Here is a 20,593-nt window from a genome sequence, read left to right as displayed (position 1 = left end):
CTGCTGTTCGACCCTCACTTGGCCCTCCCGCCGGTCGCCGCCACCGGTCGCGGCATGGTCTCCAGGTTCTGCTGCAGCGAGGCCGCGATCGCCTCGGCGAGCGCCCTCGGCACGTTGTCGTACGCGCGAGTCTGCTTCTGCTTGCCTACCGAGGGCGGGAAGCCGCTGCACAGGACGGTCACGCGCTCATGCAGGGCGGGCAGGGGCGCGTACCGGTCGACCAAGAGTCGGCCGATGCCGACACGGCCATTGCCGGATTCCGGCTGCCAGTGCATTACGCCAGTGCGGTGGCGGGCGAGCTCCAGGTAAATGCCCGTCTCGCGTTCCACTGCATGGAAGACGCCGTTGCGGCGGACGCGGGTCAGGCGTGCGTAGTCGGCTCCGCGCCACCGGTACAGGCCGTCCTCGTCGTCCCTCTCCACGGGGACGAACCGCTGGAGGCGCAGCTCGTACTTCTCCAGCGTGTTGGCGGTACTCCCACCGGGCGGTGCGGACTCGGGGCCCAGCGCCGCCTGCGGAAGCAGCTCCATCAACTGCAGGGCGGCACAGGGCACGTAGCGGGCCCCGAGGAACTCCGCGGCTTCCTGCAGCGTTCGCAGGTCCTCGTACTGGAACAGGAGGGTGTCGGGCAGCGGCGCCTCACCGGCCTCCGGCCGGTGAGGGACGGTGATCAGCTCCATCCACTCCTGTGCCGCCTCCTCGATGCGCTTGCTGATCTGCGCGGTGCGCGCGCCGGTCAGCAACGCGAGGCCGTCGGCGTGGGGCAGCCGGGTCAGCACCGGCGGGGCCACCGACCAGAGGTCGGCGCGCAGGTCCACGTCGATGAAGCCGAGGGCAGCGGCCTTGCGCATCCAGTCCCAATCGGCGTACTCCTTCAGCTCCAGGCCCCATGCCTGGGCCTGGCTGCGGACCCCGTCGCGCAATGCGGACGCCTTGCCGCTGCGGCTCTCGCTCAGCCAGCGCAGGAGGGTCCCACCGAACTCGTTGCTGCTCATCGCTCCGGTCATCGGTCCAGCTCCTTCGCTGCCTGCACGTACGCGGCCCACGAGGACTCGACGGACGCCTGCTGGGCGTTGAGGACGGCGCGGGCCCATGCCCGCGGGTTGCCGGCGCTGTTCGGCTTCGGCGTTCCGGGGTTCACCGGGCGGCCCTTCCAGCGTCCGCTCCGGCGCTCGAGGAGCCAGCCGCCGATGCCGTGGAAGTCGGCCTCGAAGCGGAGCGGAGCGGGGGTATCGGGGAGGCGTTCCGTCCACCAGTCCGGTTGCTCCGGGGCCTCCAACGTCCACAGCCGTCCGTCGGCCGCCGCGAACAGCACCTCGTCCGCGTCCCGACGGCACACCTCCATGCTGGCTGCCGCGTCCTGGGCTTTGGCACCCGTGCAGTCGGCGCCGGTGATGCCGGTCGGCAGGGTCTGCTCGACGAGGAGGGAGGGTGACTCCGAGGCCTTGCCGTCCGCAACGGTGAAGCCGCAGACCTTGGTCATCTTCGGCTCGATGACGGCCTGGTCAGCGGTGGCGAAGTCGATCTCCACGCCTGCGTAGCTCACCGTGTGGCGGCCCGGCTCCAGCCGGAGCACGGCCAGGGAGGCGGGGCGGCCCGCGGCGAGCGCCTTCCTGAGCTCGGGCCGCTCCTTACCGTCGACGAGGAGGGTGCCCGTGCCCTCCGTGGTGTCCGGGAGGACCACCTGCGGCTCGCCTCCCCGCAGATACAGATGGGAATCGAGCGAGGGTGCGAGCTTCAGTCCGCCCTCGAGGCGGAGCTTGAACTGGGCCGGGGGCTGCAGGAGGCCGACCGTGCCCTGAACCTCCTGGAGCGCCCGGCGCAGGGTGACCGCGTCGTCGAAGGTGACGGGCTTGTGCATGGACCAGCCCTGCGGCACCCAGGCCAGCTTGCTGGTGTCGGCGCTCCGGCCCGTAGTCGCGGCCTTGTCCAGCAGCCGCTGCACGTCGCGCTGCGCGGTCGGGGCGGCGAGCACCACGTGTGCCTCTCCCGGGTGGAAGCCGTCGGTGCCGGCCCAGACGCCGAGCACGTCGTCCCGTGCGAGCACCAGGACGGAGGAGGAGGGGCGGCTGAGCACCAGGTTGTCCCCGTCTCGGCGGATGCCTCTGGTGAGGGTGTCCGCGCTCGGAGCGGGCAGGCCCGTCACCTCGTAGTAGGCGGTGTCCCCAAGCTGCTCGAGGACGACGCCGTCGTTGAGCTCGATGCGCTCCTTCTGCTCTGCGGACCGAAGGCGCGCCACCCAGCTGAGACGCCCCGCATCCAGCCGCACCAGGAGTTCGGCTCGGGTGACACCGGTGGGCACCAGCTCGTCCGAACCGTCCCAGGAAGCGGCGTAGTTGCCTATCAGGTTGGCGAGGAAGAGGCGGAGCTCCTCCTCCTGCAGAGCGTTGCGGAAGCCCCTGGAAAAGTGCTGCTCCATGCCCCGGATCTCGATCTGGGCCAGCAGCGTCTTTCCCGGCAGCGGCCAGGTCGCGCCGTGCTCCCTCAGCGACCGGAAGAACTTCGGCATGAAGGACCGGTCCGCGCCGCTGAGGAGCGCCTGGGACTGGGCGAACCCGATCATGCTGCGGTTGGCGGGTAGGTCTGCAGGGGCGGGAATGGTGCAGAGGCCCCGCGCGCCCTTCTGGCTGTGCTGCCAGGAGGCCAGCACCTGCCACATGCGGGAGACAGGCTCGTAGTGGTGGCTGCCCAGTCGCTTCTCGTCGCCAGTCAGCAACTCGGAGAAGCGGGCGTGGTAGGCGGTGGCCCGGTGGTTCCGGTCGTTCACCATCCGGGACGCGGCCATCACCGAGCATGCCAACAGCGGCAGGAAGGCGGGCACGTCGTCCTTGTGCTGCTGCCTCTTGCGCCAGCGGTAGTCCTCCAGCGCGCTGTAGGGCTCCGCGGTCCCCAGCCGCAGGAACCTGCCCACGCACTGGGCGAGAGGCTCCTCTATGCCATATCCGTGCCTGAGCTCCTGCTCCGTTTCGTCGTCGACGCAGAACAGCGTCGGATGGCCGGCGTGCTGCCGTCCGAAGAACTCCTCGGCCAGCGCTTCCTGCCATGCCTGATAAGAATGGTCCACTCTGTCCCTAAAAGAGGTTCCAATGCCCTATTCGCGAAATTGCCCGGCATGGAACGGCGTTCCGCGTCGCCCTAGAGCCCGCCACCGACAACGGGCCACTACCGAACACCTTGTCGAACACACCCCCATCCGCCGTACACCCCATGCTCGCCATCGGTCTGTGCAACTTAATGACCCGTGACGCGCAACGAGGTCATCCCCCACTACTTTCACAAGGATGCATGGCAACGCCTGCGCAGCCCGGCCGAGGACCTCACGCGCGGCATTAAGGTACACAACTCGCCAAAGAATGCCACCTTGTGTACACACCGTGAGATCGGATGACGCTCCACCGATCCAGCCAAGGAGTCTCCACAGGCAGGCTGGCCTGGCCGGCCAGGCCGGTGCCCGACTCGCCCAGGTCATGGGCGTCACGACCAGCCGCACCACGTTGCTGCAGTGTGTAACGGCCGTACCTGCGAGCCGGTGGACGACGTACGGAGACGTGGCCACCGTGATAGGCGGTCACGCCGTCCCGGGCGGCACCCACCTAGCCACCTGTGTCCAGTGCCCCAATGCCTGGCGAGTCCTCAACAGCGCGGGCCGTGTCAGCCCCGGCTTCCGCTGGACCAACCCCACCCGCATGGACTCTCCCGCCCACGTCCTGGCGACTGAGGGCATCCGCTTCGACGGAGGCGTCGCCACCCAGGAGGCGCGTCTCACGTTGGACGAACTTCGGGGCGTGGTGGGTGACTGAGTATTGCGTGCGCTCCGGTGACTGCCGGGGCGCCATGCCCAAGCAGGCAGCCGTCAAGGTGCTTCGGTAGCACGTTCGTGATCGTCACGATGAGCATCTGGGCTTCCGGTCCGGAAAAGCGTGCGTGAGCGTGAAGAGATGTCCCGCAGCAGGTGACCGAGGAGTTCGTCCAGGGTCCGATTCTCATTGAGCGCTGCCTGGGCCCTGCTGTGCAGCGGTTCAGCTACGCGATGAAACTGCTCGCGTAGTTGCCGGCCGGGCCACCTGACGTCCAAGCGCAAGAAGGCACGGCGTGTGATCTCACGCGCGCTTCGGCCTTGGGCTGCTTGGGAGAGCTCCCCCGAACGGGACCGCAGTTCGTGCAACAGCCACCAAAGGGCACCGGGCTCGCCAGGCCGTACTGCCAGAACGCCCCGTCCCGGTACGGCATGCAGCCGTGTGACCGCCACACGCGCACCCCCAGGGCGGCTCGCAACCAAAATGGTGCCCGTCTCGCATGCCTCAGGATGTGCGGCAGGGTCCTGACCGTCGAATCCATCGACGTACGGCAAGGACGCGCCCAAAATCTCCGCGGCGGTGACCTGTGCCGTCCCGCCCCCTCCGACGTCGACCACGGACTTCCCTGTCCCAGTCCGCGCATCGGCCACCGCGCCGAACTGGCACTTCACCCAGGACGCGGCATTCCGCGACAAGTTGGCGTGATACACGTCAGCGAGTTCTACCGCGCTGGCGGCAATACTCAGATTCAGTTCCACCTTGGCCTCGAAAACACCAACCAGCTCGTGGAACATGTCGATCTGGTTTGGTGGCGGGATGGATACCGGCATCCGCCTCAGCGCGTCGAGGCTCAACGTGGGTTCGACGTGAGCGGTCACGTGCTGATCGATCCATGCTTGCGCACGGGGGGTCTGAAGCCAGATCCGCAACCACCGTGCGATGGTTGGGTCCTTGGCGCGGATGATGCCGATTCCTCTCGTGGCGATCCATCCGTGATGCTCCGCAGTGATCAACGCAGCGTCACCGACACGTCGGACAAGGACAACAGCGAGATCGCCTTCCTGGAGCACCGCCCTCGAGTCCTTCGGGTGAGCTGCACCCTTGCGGCCAGGCTGGTCAGTGATGACGCGTCCCCGTCGGATGTCGCCGATCCGCACAACCCCTTGGTGCTCCGGGAGCTCACTGTCACTGATTCCGTACGTGATGTTCAGGTCCTCGGCGGCGTCGCCGACTTCGGCCAACGGCGCCTCCTTCCATCCGTCCGCTTGGGCACGGGATACCTCGCGGAGGAGCAACGGCTCACGGTGATCGCCGATCACAGCGCGTCCAGCATGCGTCGCAGGTCGAGGTCCAGCTGATGTGCCTCTTCGAGCTTGCCGTAGAGCTCCTGCTTGAGATCGTCGATACGCCAGTACTCTGAGTCGTCCCCGTTGGCCTGCTCGGACGCGTACGCGAGGGGCAGCAGGCCATAGTCTTGTTGGGCAATATCCTCCGCCGAGCAAGAGCGGCACCACCCCGGTTCGTCCTCGTAGTGGCCATGCGCACCGTCGGTCGGCGCCGCACCGCGCCATGCGGCCAGAGTTCGAAGAATCCGCGCGGCTCCGTCAGTGGTGAGGCGCCACTGCCGTGTATCGGGCACGCGCTCCTTGGCCCTTCGAGCGTTGATGAAGAGCACCCTGCTCCTGCGGTCAATGTCTCCCCAGCCCCGATGAGGACTCTTGTCCCGGTTCAGCACCCACAAACAACATGAGATCCGCGTATGGGAGAACAGACCGGGCGGCAATGCCACTACGGCCTCGACGAGATCCTCGCGAATCAGGTGCCGCCGTATGGCCTGCTCAGTCGGCCTGACACCCGTGGCAGCACCGTCTGCCATCAGAAACACAGCTCTCCCCTGTGGGGCGAGCGCATGCGCGATGTGCAACATCCAGGCGAAGCCCGCCCTGTCTCGGGGTGGCGGAGGCATCCCCGGCCAGCGCGGGTCCTCAAGGGCGGCGGCTTCAGAACTCCAGGACGGATCGTTGAACGGAGGGTTGGCCAGCACGATGTCGTAGGTCCTGCTAGACGGCTGCGCCAGACTGTCGATCGGCGTTCCGAGATCCGCCTGGATACCGCGCACGGTGAGGTTGAGTTGCGCAATCTGCAACGTACCGGCGTGAAGATCCCTTCCGGTCAACGCAAGGCTCGGCTGCAGCCCAGTCTGCTCCCGCACGTATCGGTAGGCTTCGACCAACAGCCCGGCAGATCCGCACACCGGATCGAGCACCTGATGCCTGTCCTGGGGGGCCGCCGCCGCAACCATCAGCGTCCCGAGGTCGCGCGGCGTGAAGTAGTGCCCGCCCTTGGCCTGCGAGTCGGAGAGGTCCCCCAAACACTGCTCCAGTAGATCCCCCACCCGATCGACCTTGTCGATCGCCGTGATCAGGCCGCGGAGATCCTCCTCGACCGTCGCCGGTAGTCGCGGCACGAGATCCCTCCCCCCTTCGGCGTCAGCCGGCACCAAGGCCGGGGACAACCAGTGGATCAGAGCCTTCCGAACGTGCGGACCCAGTTGCTGAGCAGTCTTGGCCAGGTCGACCAGCCAGGGCCAGGTAGTTCCTTGGGGCCTACCGAGACTTTCGCGGAGGTCTGCTTGCGCCCGGATGCGCAAGTAGACAAGACCAATGACTACTCGACAGGAATCTTGGGTGTTCAGACGACTTGCCAAGCGGCGCACCAGCTGCCGCACCCGAGGCGAGACCAGACTCTCCACCTGAGTCGGCGCGCCGGATGTCGCTGCCGCTCGACGCACGTGCTGTACGTCCATAGTTACACCACTCCAACTGCTGTCATGGTCAGGATGGCCAGCGTCAGGGCCGCGGCGAAGGTCGCGGCCCCCGCCTGAATCGCACCAATCATTGCGGCCCCGCCGACCCGTTTCAGAATCCCACCAAGCAAGGCTGCGATCAGGGCCAGTTGAACGGCCACGACGACGAGCAACACCTTCTGTCCCATACCGACTCCCAGTCCAAGTCACGCAACGCCATGCCGCCCAGGTCCTAAGGGATCAGCGCTGCCTCCTGCGATGTCCCAAACGTAGACAGTGGGCGGCAACAAACCCCTGGAGCACGCGGTTCGGGATTCCCTTAGGAAGTTTTCCTGCGTGGAGGCGTATCCATGCGAAGCACTCGGTTCGGGTTTCGAGTGTCGCCGCCATCCATGCCTCAACTGCTCGGGGGTGGCTCTGTCTTCGTGTTGCAGCCGGAGGGCCGCGCCAAGGGCTGACGCACTGCTTGTGCCAGCGCAAGCGCAGACGCTACGACGATCACATGCACCGTTGGACGCCGCTCAACGACCGCCAGCTCGCCCTCCTCACGCGCATCAGTGAGTGCACTGATCCGGTCACCTCCGACTCCCCGAACCTCGCCCGCACCGCACTGGTCCTGAAGGAGCGGGGCCTCATCACCATGCCGAAGGAAGGGGGGTGGTGGAAGGCGGAGATCGCCGAGGCGGGGCGCTTCTACCTCCAGCACGGCCATCACCCGGACCGGCCCGAGCCCACACAACGGAGGTCCCGTACGACGGCGGCCGCCACGGCACCCCAGGAGCCCGAGTCTCCCGAGCCCGAGACTCCAGCCGAACCGAAACCTCGTGTTCAGCGTGAGCCCAAGGCTCGGCAGCCCTCTTCCGCCGACATCGGGGCGGCCTTGATAGCGAAAGTGCGGGCGGCTGGGCGCTTCCTGCGCATACCGGATCCGGGTGAGGCGGAGCGGGCCCGGTACCGGCGGGCCTTCGATGCGGCGAGGCAGTGCGCACCTGCCGGGTACCACCTGAAGTACACAGGGCGGGCCAAGGGCGATATCTGCTTCGGGCTGCTCCGGGTGAGCGGCGAGGATGACACAGAGTGGAACCGGATCAGGCTCGCGCGCAGCAGGACTCTGACCGACATCGATGACGTGATCGCCGCGGTCGAGAAGGATCACAGTGCCTTCGAGGTCTCAGAGGAGGTACTCCCCCGGGTTCTGTCTCTGATCCGGCTGTTCGCCGAGCGTGCTTTCGCCCTCCATGGCGAGATCACGGTGTCCAGGAAGCGCAAGCAGCCGCGGCCGTTGCTGACTGTCCATGGCATCACGTACGAGATCAGCTTCCATGAGCGGCAGCGGCAGGTCCGGTACGTGCCCAAGCAGCCGGGCCGGCGCACGTACGACTGGCAGCGGGTGACGCCAGCGCACCGGTTCGAGCCCTCCGGGGAGCTCGAGTTGCGCCTCGGCATCAACACGGAGTGGGCCGACACCGAGAGGAAGCGGCTGGAAGACCAGATCGACGTGGTCTTCAAGGTGCTGAAGGCCCGTGCGCAGGAGCAGGAGCAGGCCAGGCTGAAGTATGAGGCGGAGCAGCGCCGCTTGCGGGAGGAACGTGAGGCGGAGCAGCGTCGGCTGCAGGAGGAGCGGACGCGGCAGGAAGCCGAGCGCCAACGGCTGGAGGCGGAGAAGCGGCAGCGGCGTCAGGAGGAGTGGGAGGCCGCGGTCAGCGTGGCTTCGATCAAGGCGGTGGACGCGGCGCGGGCCGAGACGTTCGGGACGGCTCTGGACCGGTGGCGGGCCGCCGGTGAGATGCGGGCCTTCTGCGAAGCGCTGGACGAGGCCGCTGGCCAGGCGGATGACCCCGTCGAGGCTGAGCGTCTTCGGGAGTGGTCGGCCTGGGGGCGGTCTGAGGCAGACCGGCTGGATCCTGTCCTGGGCCGCAGGGGGCTCCGCGGGCGGAACTTCCACGCGGAGCCGACGGGTGACCAGCTTCGTCCGTTCCTCGACGGCTGGCATCCGCATCGTCCCGAGAAGGAGAAGCCGCCGGCGAAGCCCGCGCCGGCCCAGCCGGGGGTGCGTCCGGAGCCGGAGCGCTCGCGGGCGTTCAGCGACGAACGTCTGGACCAAGGCTGGAGATATGGACGCCCAGGTCGCGCTCAATGGTGGAGGCGATGACGCCGTGGCCCCGGTCGCGGAGCGCCTTCACGGCACGCTCGACCAGTTCGCCGAGTCGTAGCACTTCCTCTCTCAGGGCCACCAGTTCGTCGTGGCGCTCTGCCTTCTCCTGTCCGCACCATTCCCGTACCGTGCGCAGGGCTTCCTTCTCCGCGTCCAGCTTTCGTTCGTCTCGTCGTTGGTAGCCGTACCAGGGAGATCGGTCGCGCTCCTCTTCCATGGATCGTTGGCGCTGGTCGACCTCCGGGAGGATCTCGTCGGCCTGCCGCTGGGCGGCCTGGCGTGCGATCCGTTCGGTGATCGGCCAGCCCGCGAGGGAGCAGCCTTTGCGGTCCTCGTGGAGCATGGGGTCGTTGCGCAGTTGGGCAGCGTCCATGCCGACGAGTGGCGCGGTCTCATCGAGGTGCCCAAGCTCCAGGACGCCGGCATCGGCTACCGCCTTACGCAGGCGTAGCCGGCCCTTGGGTCGGACGAAGCCGAGGATCATCCGGGCCGCCTCGAACTCGGCGCTCCCCCGCACTGCCCTCGATGCCTCGGCCAGAGCCAGCTCCGCCGCGTCGTCCGCCCGGAAGGAGTCCACGTCAGCCCAGAGGACGCGCAGACAGCTGGGGCTCACCCATTCCTGGAGGCCGGCCGCGTCACCATCCAAGAAACGCACGTGAACGCTCCCGGATCTGCCGGCGCCGCCCACTCGGACGATCTCCACTCGGCGCAGTGCACCACCCAGTTCCTTCGGCCTTGCTCGATAGGCCCAGTGCTCCCCGATCTCCATGGGTCCATTGAGCCAGTCCGACGACGCCTGGAGGCCCTCGACGGCAGAATCCGCAGCTCCGGCTATCCGTACGTCTTCTTTCGGCGGGCTCGGTGTTGGCGGTCTCCCTGGCCGGAGCCGTTGACAGAGGCGAGGGAGGACAGTGCGGCGCCGTTGTTCCACAGGCCGAGGTGGTCGCGGTGGACGGCCATGACGCCGTTCTGCACGGCACAGCGCTCGGCAGGGCCGCTGAAGTAGGTGCTGGTCACGAAGATCGCGACGTCGGCGCCGAAGTGCACTTGGGAGCCAAGCAGGTTGCAAACCTCGCTGTTGGAGATCTTCCGCTTCGGATTGTAGCGCTTGCACTGGATCACCATGGTCCGGCCGTCGGGAAGTCGTCCCCGGACGTCCGCGCCGTCGTCGTGCGAGCGACCGACCCGGCGCACGTCGGTGCATCCGTCCCGTCGACACAGGTCGGCCACGAACTCCTCGAAGTCCGGTCCGTCCATCGCGTCGACTTCGGTGAGCGTCCGGTGGCCAGTGTTGACCGCGTCCTGATGGCGCCACGTCCGGTCACGGGTGCGGAGGAGCCGGTCCGTCTTCCACAGCCACCAGCCTCCCGCGGTCACCGCCCCGATTGCCAGAGTCCCGACTAAGGGCTGTCCCGTAAGTGCTGGTCGCGGGTGAGATGATCTTGGGATGGCTGGCGTGATCACGGCGTCGGAGCCGTCCTGGATAGCCCCGTTCACAGGGTTGAGCCCGCGACAGTTCGGCAAGCTCGTCACCGCGCTGCGGCGCGAGGGTGCGGACCCGGTGCGCAAGGGCCGGCCGTGGAGCCTGCCGCTGGAGGACCGGGTCCTGCTGGTCGCCGCGTACTGGCGCACCAACCTCACCCTGCGCCAACTCGCCCCGCTGTTTGGGGTGTCAAAGTCGGCCGCCGACCGCATCATCGACCACCTCGGACCCGCGCTCGCCCTCCAGCCACGCAAGCGGTTCCGCAAGGACACCGTGCTGATCGTGGACGGCACCCTGGTACCCACCCGCGACCACACGGTGGCCGAGCAGTCGAAGAACTACCGGTACTCCACCAACCACCAGGTCGTCATCGACGCCGACACCCGGCTCGTCGTCGCGGTCGGCCGACCGCTGCCCGGCAACCGCAACGACTGCAAGGCGTGGGAGCTGTCCGGCGCGAAAGACGCCGTCGGCAAGGCCACGGTCATCGCAGATGGCGGCTACCGCGGCACCGGTCTGCTCATCCCGCACCGCCGCGAGAAGGGCCAGAGCGAACTCCCGGCCTGGAAGGAGGAGCACAACGCCTCCCACCGCAAAGTCCGTGCCCGTGTGGAGCACGTCTTCGCCCGGATGAAGGGCTGCAAGATCCTTCGCGACTGCCGCCTGAAAGGCGACGGTGTCCACAACGCCATGCTCGGCGTCGCCCGCCTGCACAACCTCGTCCTTGCCGGGTGACACAGAAACCAGCAGACCACCAGGCACGCCAGAGATCATTTACGGGACAGCCCTTAGGTAGGGCCAGATCACGGCCCATGACGACGTGAGCACGCCGAGGACAGCGATACCTCCGACGGCTCCCGCAGCGAGCCGGTCGTCCCTGCGCTTACGCCGGGACGACCGACGCTTCGGCTTACAAGCTGCCACCCGTTTCCTCCCCCTGGTGTCGGCCGCCAGTGTGGGTGAGGAACTCCGTAGGCGTAAGAGCGCCTGTTGGCCATGGCTCATCTCCCCGCAGCAGGGCCCCGATACTGGCCGTTTCAGAATGAGGTTCGCCCTCGTGCGAGGTCAGCAGAGAGGGCTGTCGACCGTGCTGTTGATGGAACCGGCATCAGTCGCGAGGCAACCACTGTCGGTGATGGGTAGCATGCTCGCAGCCATGAGTCTGAACATCTCGTTACGGGCGCGGTGGGGCCGGCGCGCACGGCGCTGGGGCGACGAGGCGATAGCGGAACTCCGCGCCGACCTTGATCGGCTGGGATACGGATGGTGGCCCATTCCACCGCGACTGAAGGTAGCGCTACGGCACACGTACGCAGCGGAAGTCCCGTGGTTCGTCTTCATGCTCGCTGCGACCATGCTGGCCTATCTCGCGGTCGCGTACTTCGTCATCGTGCTGGGCCTCTACCGCGAGCACGACCCGCCTTGGCGCTGGGCCGCGGCGTGGGCAATTACGGTCACGTTGCTCATGAAGCTGTGCGTGAAGACGAGAGGGGCCGGTCTGCCGTTCGTCCGCAACCTGCTCACCTTGGAGTGCAAGGCAACGATCAGAGCCTGCTCCGAGGCGTATGGCGCCAGCCATGCTCAGCGGGCAGAGAAGTTGTCCGCGGTTGGGACGGCGTTGCGCCGCCTTGAGGGGGACGTGATGCGGGCCCATCGCCGTTCCGGGACCGTTGCCTTCCTGTCCCCCCGGCGCCGAGAGCTGAAGGTCCACGCCGGTCAGGTGGTCGCCAAGCTACGCGAAGCAGAGGCCACCTTGGGACACGATGATCACGCGGCGGTGCTCAGCGAGATCGCCGGTCTGGCCGCGACGATCGCCGAGCAACATGTGGCCGGCCACATCGGATCTCTCCTCCCCAAGCCTGCGCTGGAGGGCAAGCAGCCGGTCCGCGACCGAGAGGTGCTCCGTGTAGCTGCAGCTGTCGTGCTGATCGCCGGGGGCGTCGTCGGGCTGGCCTTCCTCGGCCTTCCCGACATGGCAACGGTTGCCGCAGGAACCGCTTGGGCAGTGCTGATCATGATGGCGCTGTTCGGCAGCAACTGGGCTCGCTACCTCCCCATCCTCGACCTCTTCAAGCCGGGCCCCTGAGCGCTCCTTGGGCGGAAGGCCGCGGCCTACGCGCCCGCCGCGCGACAGACCAGGATTCCGCCGAGACAGGTGATTCGGAACGCGCCCTCTGTCCGGATGGTCTCGCCTACCCTTTCGCGGGCCCGTTCGATCGTTTCCTTGAACGGCACGCCCATTTGGTCGGCCCATGCCTCGTACGAGGCCAGGTGGGCGACCACTGGCGCGGCGTCGGTCACCTCAATCACGCCTGGGAGAGGGACGGTGCGGACCTCATCGAAGACGGCGCCCAGGATGACCGGGGCGTCTTCCAAGGTGAAGCGGGCAGAGAGCTGGACGCGTGCCGGTCCGTCAGCGACGCCGAGGACGTCGCCAGCGGCTCGTCGCCAGAGGTCCTCCAGTTCCTGCTTGTCCGTCCGGCTGTTCGTGGACGCGATGGCAATGCCTCCCTGGGCCAGGACACGACCCAGCTCTTGGGCGGCTCGGGCCTGGTCCTCGACGTGGTAGAGCATGTGCATGGCCAGTACTGCGCCCAGGGCCCCGTCCGCGATCGGGAGTCTCTGGGCGTCGCCGGCCACGGCACCGGCGATGCCTGCCACGATGCCGGGAGAGATGTCCATGGGGAGAACGGTCAGGTCCGGCCGGTCGGCGCGGACCCGCTGTACGAACTTGCCGTTGCCGCAGCCCACGTCCGCAACTGCCCCACGGACGCCGGCCAGCTCGTCGACGACGATGCCGGGGAGGTCGTGTCGCGGGGTCTGCCACTGGTAGAGGGACTGGCGGGCGGCAAGGTGCTGGCCGGTGCCGTACGCCTGGGTGGAGAGCAGGTGGCGGTCGGTCACGGAAGGGTCGTTCGTGGGCTGGGTGGTCATCGCGGCTCCGTGGGTGTGCTGACGAGAGCGGGCCGGTCGGTTACCTCGCGGATGCGCTCCCGAAGATCGATCACCGGCCGTGAGTCACGGTACGGCCCTCTGCCGATGAGTGTGCCCAGTTTGCGAAGCCTGATGGTGATGCTCGCGGTGTACTGATCCGCGCCGAGGACCGCGGCGAGTTCGATACCGGCTCCTTCCACTTCTCCGCTTGCCAGGTATGCGGTCGCCAGGTCCAGATGCGCGGCGTGCAGGTCTCCGGAGGACCGGTCGCCTTCAGCCCCGGCCTGGTACAGCTCCACCGCGCGGTTGGACGCCGCTATCGCCCGCTGGACTTGTTCGTCGTCGTCGACGGCCAGCAGTGTGGTGCCCGTATAGGCCCATTGCTTGGCCTCGGGGAAGGCGAAGACGCCTGGCAGTTCGTCTCGTTCCGCGTTGCTGCGGGCGTCATGGGCCAGTGCGAGGGAGCGCAACGCGCTGCGGCCGTCTCCGTGGGCTGCGAGGGCACGGGCCTCCAGACTTAGCAGTCGTGCCGTGAGCGTTCCTGAGCCCGGCCCCCGGCCGTCCTCGCGTCCGGCCCGTGCCAGATCTGCGGCTCGCCTGTAGTCGCCCGTCCAGTAAGCGGCCAGCGACTGGAATGAGCGTGCCCAGGCTCGCAGTCTCGGGTGTTCCGCGATCTCCGCGCACTGCACCACCGTCCGCGCATGGGTGGAGGCGGAGGGCTGGTGGCCGAGGTCGAGGGACACGTGCGCCGCGAGGCCGGACAACCAGCCTGCGAGCACGTACAGGTGTCGCGTCTGACCAGGATGCTGGCGTCCCTCGAGTAATCGGAACACGTCCGTGCGCAGGGAGCGGATCTCCGGGACCAGCAGGGACAGGGGCCGGCTGACGAAGTCTCTGGCGAGACGCTCCAGGTCGGCGTCGAACTGCTCCAGCACCAATTCGTTGACGTTGGTAGCTGCCGCATGTCGGGCGAGCCGTGCTGACAGCTCCGTGTCGGCCTGGAGACTGCTCGCCTCAGTGCCGGGCGCCGAATAGGCGCTTTGCGCGGACGTTGTGCCGGTCGGCTCTCCCTTCGGGTGCAAGCCCAGCTCTGCCTCGCTTGAGACGCCGAACACCGCGCACAGCGCCGCCCTGTAGTCGCCCGAGGGCCAGGTGATCGCTCCGCGTTCCAGCCGGGAGATCCAATTCGCATCGAGTTCGGGGTAACGGCCTGTGGCCGCTTGGACCTGTGTGCACACCCGTTGGGCGGCCTGGGCCTGCGTCCATCGCTGCTCGCGCCTCAGTCGGCGCAGGATCTCGTTCGCCATCATCCCGCCGTCCGCTGGTCGAGTTGGGCGCCCGGAAGCCTAGCGGGATTCTGCCTAGCTCGTGCCTACAACGTGCCTAGTGGAATGCCCTGTTCGGGGATCCGGCGCCGGAGTTGACTGAACTCCATCCCCCGCTCAGACAGCCCCGGGAGAGCCCTCGTGATCACCCACGCAACTGCGGTCCGGCGCGACATCACAGACAACCACGGCGAGCAGCAGGCCACTCTGCCGATCGCGTCGCTGCACCGGCTCGACGGCACCACGGAGATCACGACCCTGGTCCTCGACCCTGCCCAGCTGGAGGTCCTGTACGCGCAGATGGACTGGGCGCTTGGGATGCGGGAGGCGGCTGCGGGGCACCTGGCATGACGACGAGGGCTGCGACTCAGGCGTCAGTACCCGCGGACACCATGCGCGCCCTGTGCGCCCGCGTCCTCACGCCCAACGCCTACCGCATACAGGGCGGTGACGTGCGGGAGGCCACGGCCCTTCTCCACGGCTACGTCCAGCTCCTGCTCTGCGAGCGGGACGGTGGCAGCCAAGCCTGTACAGATGCCGAACTTCTCCTGTCGCACGGGCCCGGCGAGGGGCGGCTCGGGGCCTGGATTCACATGCGGGCCCTCGCCCGCGTCTGTCGTGTCCTGCTGATCGAGCGCCAGGTGCGGCAGCGGCGCAACAGAGCAGCCGTCGATCAGGCGCCTAAGGACCCGGACTTGGTGGTGACGCAGTGAGGCAGCGGATCGCCGTGATCGTTTACGTGATCCTCTGCAGTGCCGTCGTCGGCAGTCTCCTGTCCGCCACCGAACACTGACCACCCGCCGCTTGCAGCGGCGGGGCACGGCGGCTGCATCCGCACCGTCGAGAAACCGAAGTGATGGAGGCACGTCATGAACCGACCCAAGCCCCAGACGAAGCCGAGTACGCCCGTGACCGCGGAGGCGGTCCGCCGGCTCCAGCAGCGCGTGACGGCGTTCGCCGCCACCGGCACGACCCACAACTCCCCGACCACCTACCACCGGTAGGTCCTGCTGGTCCGCAGACAGGTGCGGAGGGGGACGTCCGCTGTCCCCCTCCGCGCCACCCCCGCCCCCTTCCTGACCGCGCAAAGGAGTTCGTCATGGCAGCAGCCCCCGTCGGCCTGGAACTGACTTTCCTCGGCCACCAGACCTGGCACATCACCGACGGCCTCTCCTCCGTCCTCCTCGACCCGATCCTCGCGCCCGCCTTCGGCGCCGGGAGCCTGGAGTTCGAGATCTGGCCGCCCCGCACCGTGGACACCCAGGGCATGCCCGGCCCGAACGCGGTGATCCTCAGCCACGAGCACCTGGACCACTTCCACCTCCCCTCACTCGACCTCCTCGCCCGCACGGTGCCCGTCTACACCGGCACCACCACCCCGGCCGCCGTCACCGACGCCATCGAAGCCCTGGGCTTCACCGTGCACCGCGTGGACCACACCCAGCCGCTGAACGTCGGCGACATCGAGATCACCCTCTACCCCGCCGGCGCCCGCACCCTCTTCTGGGAGAAGCGCGTCTCCCAGCCCCTGGTCCGCCTGGCCGGCACCACCGGCAACGACATCTTCATCGGCGTCGACGCCGACGTCTCCGACCTCTACATCGAGCAGCTGGCCCAGGGCACCCTCACCCCGCCCCGGCTCGCCGTGGTCTCCAACAACGCCCAGACCGTCCCGTACGGGGCCCTCGGCGCGGACAACAACCTGCTGCCCGGCATGGACGGACCCCGCAACCGCACCACCGGCCTCCAGATCCTCAACGGCCTGCTCATCGACTACCTCAAGCCCCTGGACGGCGTACGGGACGTCGCCTTGTGCGGCAATGGCTTCACCGCGCCCCGCAGCCCCCACGGCCCGTTCCTCTATGCCGACCACAAGGCCCTGGCCGCGACCGCGAACGAGCTCCAGCACCTCTTCCGCGTCCACGGCCCCCGCCCCGGCGACCGCCTCACCGTCCCGTCGGGCGACGGTCCTGTCACCACCTCCCGCGTCCCCTGGGTCACCCCCGACCCCGTGGCGGAGAAGTCCGAGCTCGCCGCACTCGCCAACTTCCTCGACTCCCCGCAGCGCGTCGAGCCGACCCCGGTCACCCCGGCCCTGGCCAAGGAGGAGTGGGAGAAGGCCGACGCCCTGGTGGCCGAGGAGCTTCCCCGGCTCGCCCGGGAGCTGATCGCCACCCGTACCGGCGCCCTGGCCACCAGCATCCACGACTACCTCGCCGGCCCTCTCGGAGCGCACCGCGCCGTCCTGCGCCTCCTCGACCCGCCCGGCCGGCCCGGCGAGATCGACTCGTACGCCTGGAACATCACCGGCCCCACCTGGGACAAGATCACCACGACGAGCCGGGAAGAGGCCATGGCCGCCCACCCCTTCGGCATCGAGATCTATTTCCAGGACTTCGCCGCCGTCTTCCTCGGACGCGCCCAGATCTGGGACGTCGTCGGGGGCTCGTACCAGGGCTGGCACATCGGCGAGAACCTGGACTCCCCGGTCTACGCCCTCTTCGCGATCTACGGCGAGCACCAGCGGCCCGACCTCGCCGCCCGCTGCTACGCCCACAGCCTGGCCACCCTGGGCATCCCCCAGGAGACCGCGGCATGAGCACCGCTCCCGCCGGGCCGCTGGACGGCGCCGCCCGCACGCGGCCCGACGGGTGGCTGGCCAACCCGTTCACCACCAACCACGCCACAGCCGAGCGCCAGGCGTACGTGATCCTCGCGCGCCACCACGCGGGCGAGCCGGGACCGGTGCGCTGCCTGACCGCCCGCTACCGCACAGCCGTCTTCGCCCTCGGCGCCCCTCCCCGCCGGGTCCTGAAGCGGCACGCGGACGAGGCTGGCTACCTCGGCGAAGTCCTCGCCTACGAACTCCTGGCCGACGAGAACGTCCTGCCGGTACTCCACCGCGCCTGCGACACCTCCCGCACGCTGCTGGTCGACCACCTCGACGAGGAGGTCACCCTCTCGGGCACCGACGCCTTCGACGAGCTGGTCCGGTCGGTCGCCCGCATCCACACCGCCTCCTCCCGCTGGCAGCCCGAGGTCGCCGAAACCATGGCCCTCTGGCACACCACAGCCGCCCTCGATGCCCCGTCCCCGGACTGGATCACCCTCCCCGACGACTGGCACCGACTCCTCCAGCTCGTCACCGACGCCCACGGACTCGGCCACGTACCGCTCGGCCACCTGGACCTCAAGCCGGAACACGTTCGCCGCCGCGCCGACGGGCACCTCGCCCTCATCGACGCAGAAACCCTCCGCCCGGACATCACCGGCCTGCCCGACCTGATCACCCTCGCCCACATGGCTGACCAGCAAGGGCACCCGTCCCCCCGCTGGGTACGCCACGCCTACCTGCACCACGCACGAGAACTCGGCACCCACTGGAACGATCACGACCTCATACGCGCCCTGGCAGCGTTCGCCGCAGCCACCGGCCTCCGTTCCCTGCACGGCGCCCACGAGTGACCACCCCAGCGGTACCGTGCCACTCCCCGACACAAGGAGAAACCCAAGTGCGCGGTATCCGCACCGTCATGATCTTCGTCGACGACCCCGAAGCCACCGCCCGCTGGTGGGGCAACATCTTCGAAGCCGAGGTCAAGCTCGACATGAACGGCACCGCCGTCTACGCCTGGCTCGACCTCGACGGACTCGAGTTCGGCTTCCACCAGGCGTCCCCCAAAGCCAACGCCCACGGGCGAAGCACCGTCCCTTACTGGTCCGTCGAGGACCTCGACACCGAACGCAAGCGCCTCCTGGAAGCGGGCTGCACCCACCACCGCGGCCCCCTCGACGTGGAGCCCGGCCGGCGCATCTGCCAGCTCATCGACCCGTTCGGCACCGTCTTCGGACTCGACGGGCCCTGAACCCTCGGAGCCCACGTATGCGCCACTGGCCCCTCACCGCCCTACAGCTCACCACTGCCGACCTCGTCCTGCGACTCCCTTCGGACGACGATCTCGACGCGCTCGCCCAGGTGGCCGCCGACGGGGTCGTCCCCGACGGCGCTGTGTATTTCCCGCAGCCCTGGGCCTCCGCCCCGCCAGCCGAGCGGGCCAAGAACGTCGTACAGAACCACTGGTGGGCGCGAGGCGACTGGACCCGCGAGAACTGGCGTCTGCTCCTGGCTGTCTTCCACGACGGCCAGGTCATCGGCCAGCAGAACCTCTCCGCACGCGACTTCGCCATCACCGGCGAGGCCCGGACCGGCTTCTGGCTCGGCCGCCGCTTCCAGGGCCACGGCTACGGCACCCAGATGCGCGCCGCAGCCCTGGCCCTCGCCTTCGACGGCCTCGGCGCCGCCCGCGTCACCTCCACCGCCTTCGCCGACAACGCTGCCTCCCGGGCGGTCTCCCGAAAGTTCGGCTACCGCCCAAACGGCGTCCACCGAATCTCCGTGGACGGCCACCGCTACAACGCCCACGAGGAGGTCATAGAGGCGGCCGACTGGCAGGGTTGCGCGAGCGTGGTGCCTGTCGGAATAGCGGGGCTGCCTGACTGCATCCCGCTCTTCCGCTGACTGGCGCGCTGGGCGTCGATACGATCTTCCGGCCCATCCCGGCCCCCCGGAGGAGTAGACGTGACGCAGCAAAGCGCTGAGGAGCGACCGGGCATCGCCGCGGCCATCGTGGTGTACGAAGGCCGCGTGCTGATGGTCCGGCGGCGGGTCAGCGAGGGCCAGCTCTCCTGGCAGTTCCCGGCCGGCGAGGTCGAGCCCAACGAAGCCCTCGAGGACGCCGCCGTACGGGAGACCCAGGAGGAGACGGGGCTTGCCGTGAAGGCGGTGAAGCTGCTCGGCGAGCGGATCCACCCGGCCGTCGGATGTCGTATACCGCCTGCGAGGTGGTCGGCGGTAATGCGCATGTGGCGGACACCGACGAGCTCGTCGAGCTGGCGTGGGTCGCCCATCCAGAGATCTCGCGGTATATCCCCTACGGCCTGTTCGAGCCGGTGCAGGAACACCTCGACTCGGCGTTGAACCGCTGAAGGGGCCTGTCGACGCGCAACACCTCTGGGGGCCGACGCGTCTCGGAGTTGGCCCCCAGAATGCTCATGGGGCTGGGAGTAGGACGTGCCCGATCGAGTCGTGAGGTCGTGGACGGTAGTCCAGTTCTCGGCGATGAGCTGGAGGGCCTGCACGCGCGGAGGATGGCGTCATGCCGGTGGTGCGGTGCTCCTCAGCGCGCTGAGCCGCCTGGTCCCAGGTGTCGGCAGGTCCCGGGGCTCGTCTGTCAGGCGTCCCGTCGCTCCTCGTGCCGGGCCAGCTGCGCTCGCAGCCGTTCCGCCTCGGCCTCGGCCTGGCGAAGTCGGCGCTCCAAGACAGCGCGAGCCGGCGGCGGGTTTTCGGGCTTGGGCGCCTCATTGCGTGGAATGAGCCAGCCCACGTGCTGATACGCGACAATCGCGCGAGCGTGGGGACAGGTATGGCAACACCGTTCCGGCATTGGACGCGGCCAGCCTGCCGCCAGCATCCGGCGGGTGTGTTCACGTTCGGCTTCAGGTTGAAGCATCGGGTCTGAGGCCCAGGCCTGCTCGAATTCCTCGATCATCTGTTTCACCCTTGTGGCCTCGGCCAAGCGCGGCCCGTCATCGGGTTTCCAGTCGAGGGTTGGCGCTACGACCTCTTCGACGTGTCCGCAGGCCAGCGTTACCTTCCAGAAGGCCGACGTGTGTGCTTCATGATGGCGGATCACGGCCCACACGTCGACTTCGGCCCATTCGGGTGGCTCCACCGGATCGGCGGGAAAGCTCACCTCTCGCCGTTCTCCCCACTCAATGATGTCGCGGTAGGGGGCATCGACGGAATCGTCGTGCCGGCAGTACACCTGTCCCTGCGGCAATGCTTCACCCTCCCCAAGGCCCCGCCACTGCCTCTCGCTCGGCGGGGTGCGGTCGTCCGGTGTCAGCAGCTCCTTGATGCAAGCGCAATCCAGCTGGACCCGCCATCGACCGGTCCGGGTCCGGCGCGAGGAACGGCCACAGGACCGCAGGAATCCCCCTGCGGCGATCAGAGTTGAATTCCTCGTACTCGCGCAGGACGTCCATGCGCCGCTTTGCCCGGCCGGGAAGCCGGCGCGCTACAGCGGGTGGGCG

At 68.3% G+C, this 20,593-nt stretch carries 21 protein-coding genes and 1 pseudogene; 12 read left to right on the top strand and 10 right to left on the bottom strand.

The genetic code is table 11. The annotated features are described in order from the left end of the window. Nucleotides 1-14 precede the first annotated feature (14 nt). On the bottom strand, nucleotides 15-1,007 hold the full coding sequence (locus tag C0216_RS12400) for a hypothetical protein (protein WP_114055327.1): 993 nt from the start codon (nucleotides 1,005-1,007) through the stop codon (nucleotides 15-17). Continuing rightward, complete coding sequence (locus tag C0216_RS12395; protein ID WP_162793185.1) at nucleotides 1,004-3,064, bottom strand: hypothetical protein; 2,061 nt, start codon at nucleotides 3,062-3,064, stop codon at nucleotides 1,004-1,006. The genes C0216_RS12400 and C0216_RS12395 overlap by 4 nt, the downstream gene beginning before the upstream one ends. A gap of 484 nt (nucleotides 3,065-3,548) precedes the next feature. Between C0216_RS12395 and C0216_RS34315 the strand changes: the two genes are divergently transcribed. Beyond that, nucleotides 3,549-3,800 (top strand): hypothetical protein, encoded by a 252-nt coding sequence (locus tag C0216_RS34315; protein ID WP_246042510.1) that lies wholly within the window; start codon nucleotides 3,549-3,551, stop codon nucleotides 3,798-3,800. Between the two features lie 53 nt (nucleotides 3,801-3,853). On the opposite strand, the gene C0216_RS33430 is transcribed toward C0216_RS34315, so the two are convergent. The 3 genes from C0216_RS33430 to C0216_RS12375 all read right to left on the bottom strand — a co-directional run bounded on the left by C0216_RS33430 (nucleotide 3,854) and on the right by C0216_RS12375 (nucleotide 6,791). Beyond that, nucleotides 3,854-5,038: a hypothetical protein gene (locus C0216_RS33430; RefSeq protein ID WP_162793184.1), complete on the bottom strand. Its 1,185-nt coding sequence runs from the start codon at nucleotides 5,036-5,038 to the stop codon at nucleotides 3,854-3,856. Nucleotides 5,039-5,112: 74 nt separating this feature from the next. After that, a complete protein-coding gene (locus C0216_RS12380) occupies nucleotides 5,113-6,264 on the bottom strand; it encodes an N-6 DNA methylase (protein WP_246042509.1) in 1,152 nt (383 codons plus the stop codon). Nucleotides 6,265-6,605: 341 nt separating this feature from the next. Next, nucleotides 6,606-6,791 (bottom strand): hypothetical protein, encoded by a 186-nt coding sequence (locus C0216_RS12375; RefSeq protein ID WP_114055322.1) that lies wholly within the window; start codon nucleotides 6,789-6,791, stop codon nucleotides 6,606-6,608. A gap of 314 nt (nucleotides 6,792-7,105) precedes the next feature. On the opposite strand from C0216_RS12375, the gene C0216_RS12370 reads away from it, so the two are divergent. After that, entirely contained in the window at nucleotides 7,106-8,755 is a 1,650-nt protein-coding gene (locus tag C0216_RS12370) for a PE-PGRS family protein (protein WP_114058626.1), read from the top strand. On the opposite strand, the gene C0216_RS12365 is transcribed toward C0216_RS12370, so the two are convergent. Together C0216_RS12365 and C0216_RS12360 are read right to left on the bottom strand one after the other, a co-directional pair. Next, nucleotides 8,685-9,527: a PE-PGRS family protein gene (locus C0216_RS12365; protein WP_114055321.1), complete on the bottom strand. Its 843-nt coding sequence runs from the start codon at nucleotides 9,525-9,527 to the stop codon at nucleotides 8,685-8,687. The two genes, C0216_RS12370 and C0216_RS12365, sit on opposite strands and share 71 nt — an antisense overlap. 62 nt (nucleotides 9,528-9,589) lie before the next feature. Further along, complete coding sequence (locus C0216_RS12360; protein WP_246042508.1) at nucleotides 9,590-10,135, bottom strand: restriction endonuclease; 546 nt, start codon at nucleotides 10,133-10,135, stop codon at nucleotides 9,590-9,592. Nucleotides 10,136-10,205: 70 nt separating this feature from the next. On the opposite strand from C0216_RS12360, the gene C0216_RS12355 reads away from it, so the two are divergent. Both C0216_RS12355 and C0216_RS34310 read left to right on the top strand, forming a co-directional pair. Continuing rightward, a complete protein-coding gene (locus C0216_RS12355) occupies nucleotides 10,206-10,976 on the top strand; it encodes a transposase (protein ID WP_114055320.1) in 771 nt (256 codons plus the stop codon). Nucleotides 10,977-11,397: 421 nt separating this feature from the next. Next, nucleotides 11,398-12,327 (top strand): hypothetical protein, encoded by a 930-nt coding sequence (locus tag C0216_RS34310; RefSeq protein WP_246042507.1) that lies wholly within the window; start codon nucleotides 11,398-11,400, stop codon nucleotides 12,325-12,327. A 26-nt stretch (nucleotides 12,328-12,353) separates the two neighbouring features. On the opposite strand, the gene C0216_RS12345 is transcribed toward C0216_RS34310, so the two are convergent. After that, nucleotides 12,354-13,175, bottom strand: a complete 822-nt coding sequence (locus C0216_RS12345; RefSeq protein WP_114055319.1) for a class I SAM-dependent methyltransferase — start codon at nucleotides 13,173-13,175, stop codon at nucleotides 12,354-12,356. Continuing rightward, nucleotides 13,172-14,485: a helix-turn-helix domain-containing protein gene (locus C0216_RS12340; RefSeq protein WP_114055318.1), complete on the bottom strand. Its 1,314-nt coding sequence runs from the start codon at nucleotides 14,483-14,485 to the stop codon at nucleotides 13,172-13,174. Before C0216_RS12340 ends, C0216_RS12345 begins: the two co-directional genes overlap by 4 nt. A 156-nt stretch (nucleotides 14,486-14,641) precedes the next feature. Between C0216_RS12340 and C0216_RS12335 the strand changes: the two genes are divergently transcribed. From C0216_RS12335 to C0216_RS12305, 8 genes and pseudogenes are all read left to right on the top strand, one after another. Continuing rightward, a complete protein-coding gene (locus C0216_RS12335; RefSeq protein ID WP_114055317.1) occupies nucleotides 14,642-14,851 on the top strand; it encodes a hypothetical protein in 210 nt (69 codons plus the stop codon). Beyond that, on the top strand, nucleotides 14,848-15,213 hold the full coding sequence (locus C0216_RS12330) for a DUF6415 family natural product biosynthesis protein (protein ID WP_114055316.1): 366 nt from the start codon (nucleotides 14,848-14,850) through the stop codon (nucleotides 15,211-15,213). The genes C0216_RS12335 and C0216_RS12330 overlap by 4 nt, the downstream gene beginning before the upstream one ends. A gap of 156 nt (nucleotides 15,214-15,369) precedes the next feature. Then, nucleotides 15,370-15,504, top strand: a complete 135-nt coding sequence (locus C0216_RS34980; protein WP_281277923.1) for a hypothetical protein — start codon at nucleotides 15,370-15,372, stop codon at nucleotides 15,502-15,504. Between the two features lie 95 nt (nucleotides 15,505-15,599). Further along, nucleotides 15,600-17,099, top strand: a complete 1,500-nt coding sequence (locus tag C0216_RS12325; RefSeq protein ID WP_162793183.1) for an MBL fold metallo-hydrolase — start codon at nucleotides 15,600-15,602, stop codon at nucleotides 17,097-17,099. Continuing rightward, on the top strand, nucleotides 17,096-17,965 hold the full coding sequence (locus C0216_RS12320; RefSeq protein WP_114055314.1) for a hypothetical protein: 870 nt from the start codon (nucleotides 17,096-17,098) through the stop codon (nucleotides 17,963-17,965). Before C0216_RS12325 ends, C0216_RS12320 begins: the two co-directional genes overlap by 4 nt. Before the next feature lie 47 nt (nucleotides 17,966-18,012). Beyond that, entirely contained in the window at nucleotides 18,013-18,366 is a 354-nt protein-coding gene (locus C0216_RS12315; protein ID WP_246042506.1) for a VOC family protein, read from the top strand. 17 nt (nucleotides 18,367-18,383) lie between these two features. Further along, nucleotides 18,384-19,019 (top strand): GNAT family N-acetyltransferase, encoded by a 636-nt coding sequence (locus C0216_RS12310; RefSeq protein WP_114055313.1) that lies wholly within the window; start codon nucleotides 18,384-18,386, stop codon nucleotides 19,017-19,019. Nucleotides 19,020-19,079: 60 nt separating this feature from the next. Further along, nucleotides 19,080-19,486, top strand: a pseudogene (locus C0216_RS12305) (NUDIX hydrolase). 245 nt (nucleotides 19,487-19,731) lie between these two features. On the opposite strand, the gene C0216_RS33425 reads toward C0216_RS12305, so the two are convergent. Then, nucleotides 19,732-20,340 carry a hypothetical protein gene (locus tag C0216_RS33425; protein ID WP_162793182.1) on the bottom strand — a complete coding sequence of 203 codons (609 nt, stop codon included), beginning with the start codon at nucleotides 20,338-20,340 and terminating at the stop codon, nucleotides 19,732-19,734. Nucleotides 20,341-20,593: the final 253 nt, after the last annotated feature.

Source organism: Streptomyces globosus (assembly GCF_003325375.1).
GTDB lineage: Bacteria > Actinomycetota > Actinomycetes > Streptomycetales > Streptomycetaceae > Streptomyces > Streptomyces globosus_A.
This window is presented reverse-complemented; position numbering and strand designations above follow the sequence as displayed.

Excerpts from the sequence above, each read along its gene's own strand:
- C0216_RS12355 (WP_114055320.1), top strand. The coding sequence starts at position 10,206 with ATGGCTGGCGTGATCACGGCGTCGGAGCCGTCCTGGATAGCCCCGTTC.
- C0216_RS12325 (WP_162793183.1), top strand. The coding sequence starts at position 15,600 with ATGGCAGCAGCCCCCGTCGGCCTGGAACTGACTTTCCTCGGCCACCAG.
- C0216_RS34310 (WP_246042507.1), top strand. The coding sequence starts at position 11,398 with ATGAGTCTGAACATCTCGTTACGGGCGCGGTGGGGCCGGCGCGCACGG.
- C0216_RS12310 (WP_114055313.1), top strand. The coding sequence starts at position 18,384 with ATGCGCCACTGGCCCCTCACCGCCCTACAGCTCACCACTGCCGACCTC.
- C0216_RS12330 (WP_114055316.1), top strand. The coding sequence starts at position 14,848 with ATGACGACGAGGGCTGCGACTCAGGCGTCAGTACCCGCGGACACCATG.
- C0216_RS12365 (WP_114055321.1), bottom strand. The coding sequence starts at position 9,527 with ATGGAGATCGGGGAGCACTGGGCCTATCGAGCAAGGCCGAAGGAACTG.
- C0216_RS12400 (WP_114055327.1), bottom strand. The coding sequence starts at position 1,007 with ATGACCGGAGCGATGAGCAGCAACGAGTTCGGTGGGACCCTCCTGCGC.
- C0216_RS12375 (WP_114055322.1), bottom strand. The coding sequence starts at position 6,791 with ATGGGACAGAAGGTGTTGCTCGTCGTCGTGGCCGTTCAACTGGCCCTG.
- C0216_RS12320 (WP_114055314.1), top strand. The coding sequence starts at position 17,096 with ATGAGCACCGCTCCCGCCGGGCCGCTGGACGGCGCCGCCCGCACGCGG.
- C0216_RS12345 (WP_114055319.1), bottom strand. The coding sequence starts at position 13,175 with ATGACCACCCAGCCCACGAACGACCCTTCCGTGACCGACCGCCACCTG.
- C0216_RS12370 (WP_114058626.1), top strand. The coding sequence starts at position 7,106 with ATGCACCGTTGGACGCCGCTCAACGACCGCCAGCTCGCCCTCCTCACG.
- C0216_RS12340 (WP_114055318.1), bottom strand. The coding sequence starts at position 14,485 with ATGATGGCGAACGAGATCCTGCGCCGACTGAGGCGCGAGCAGCGATGG.
- C0216_RS34980 (WP_281277923.1), top strand. The coding sequence starts at position 15,370 with ATGAACCGACCCAAGCCCCAGACGAAGCCGAGTACGCCCGTGACCGCG.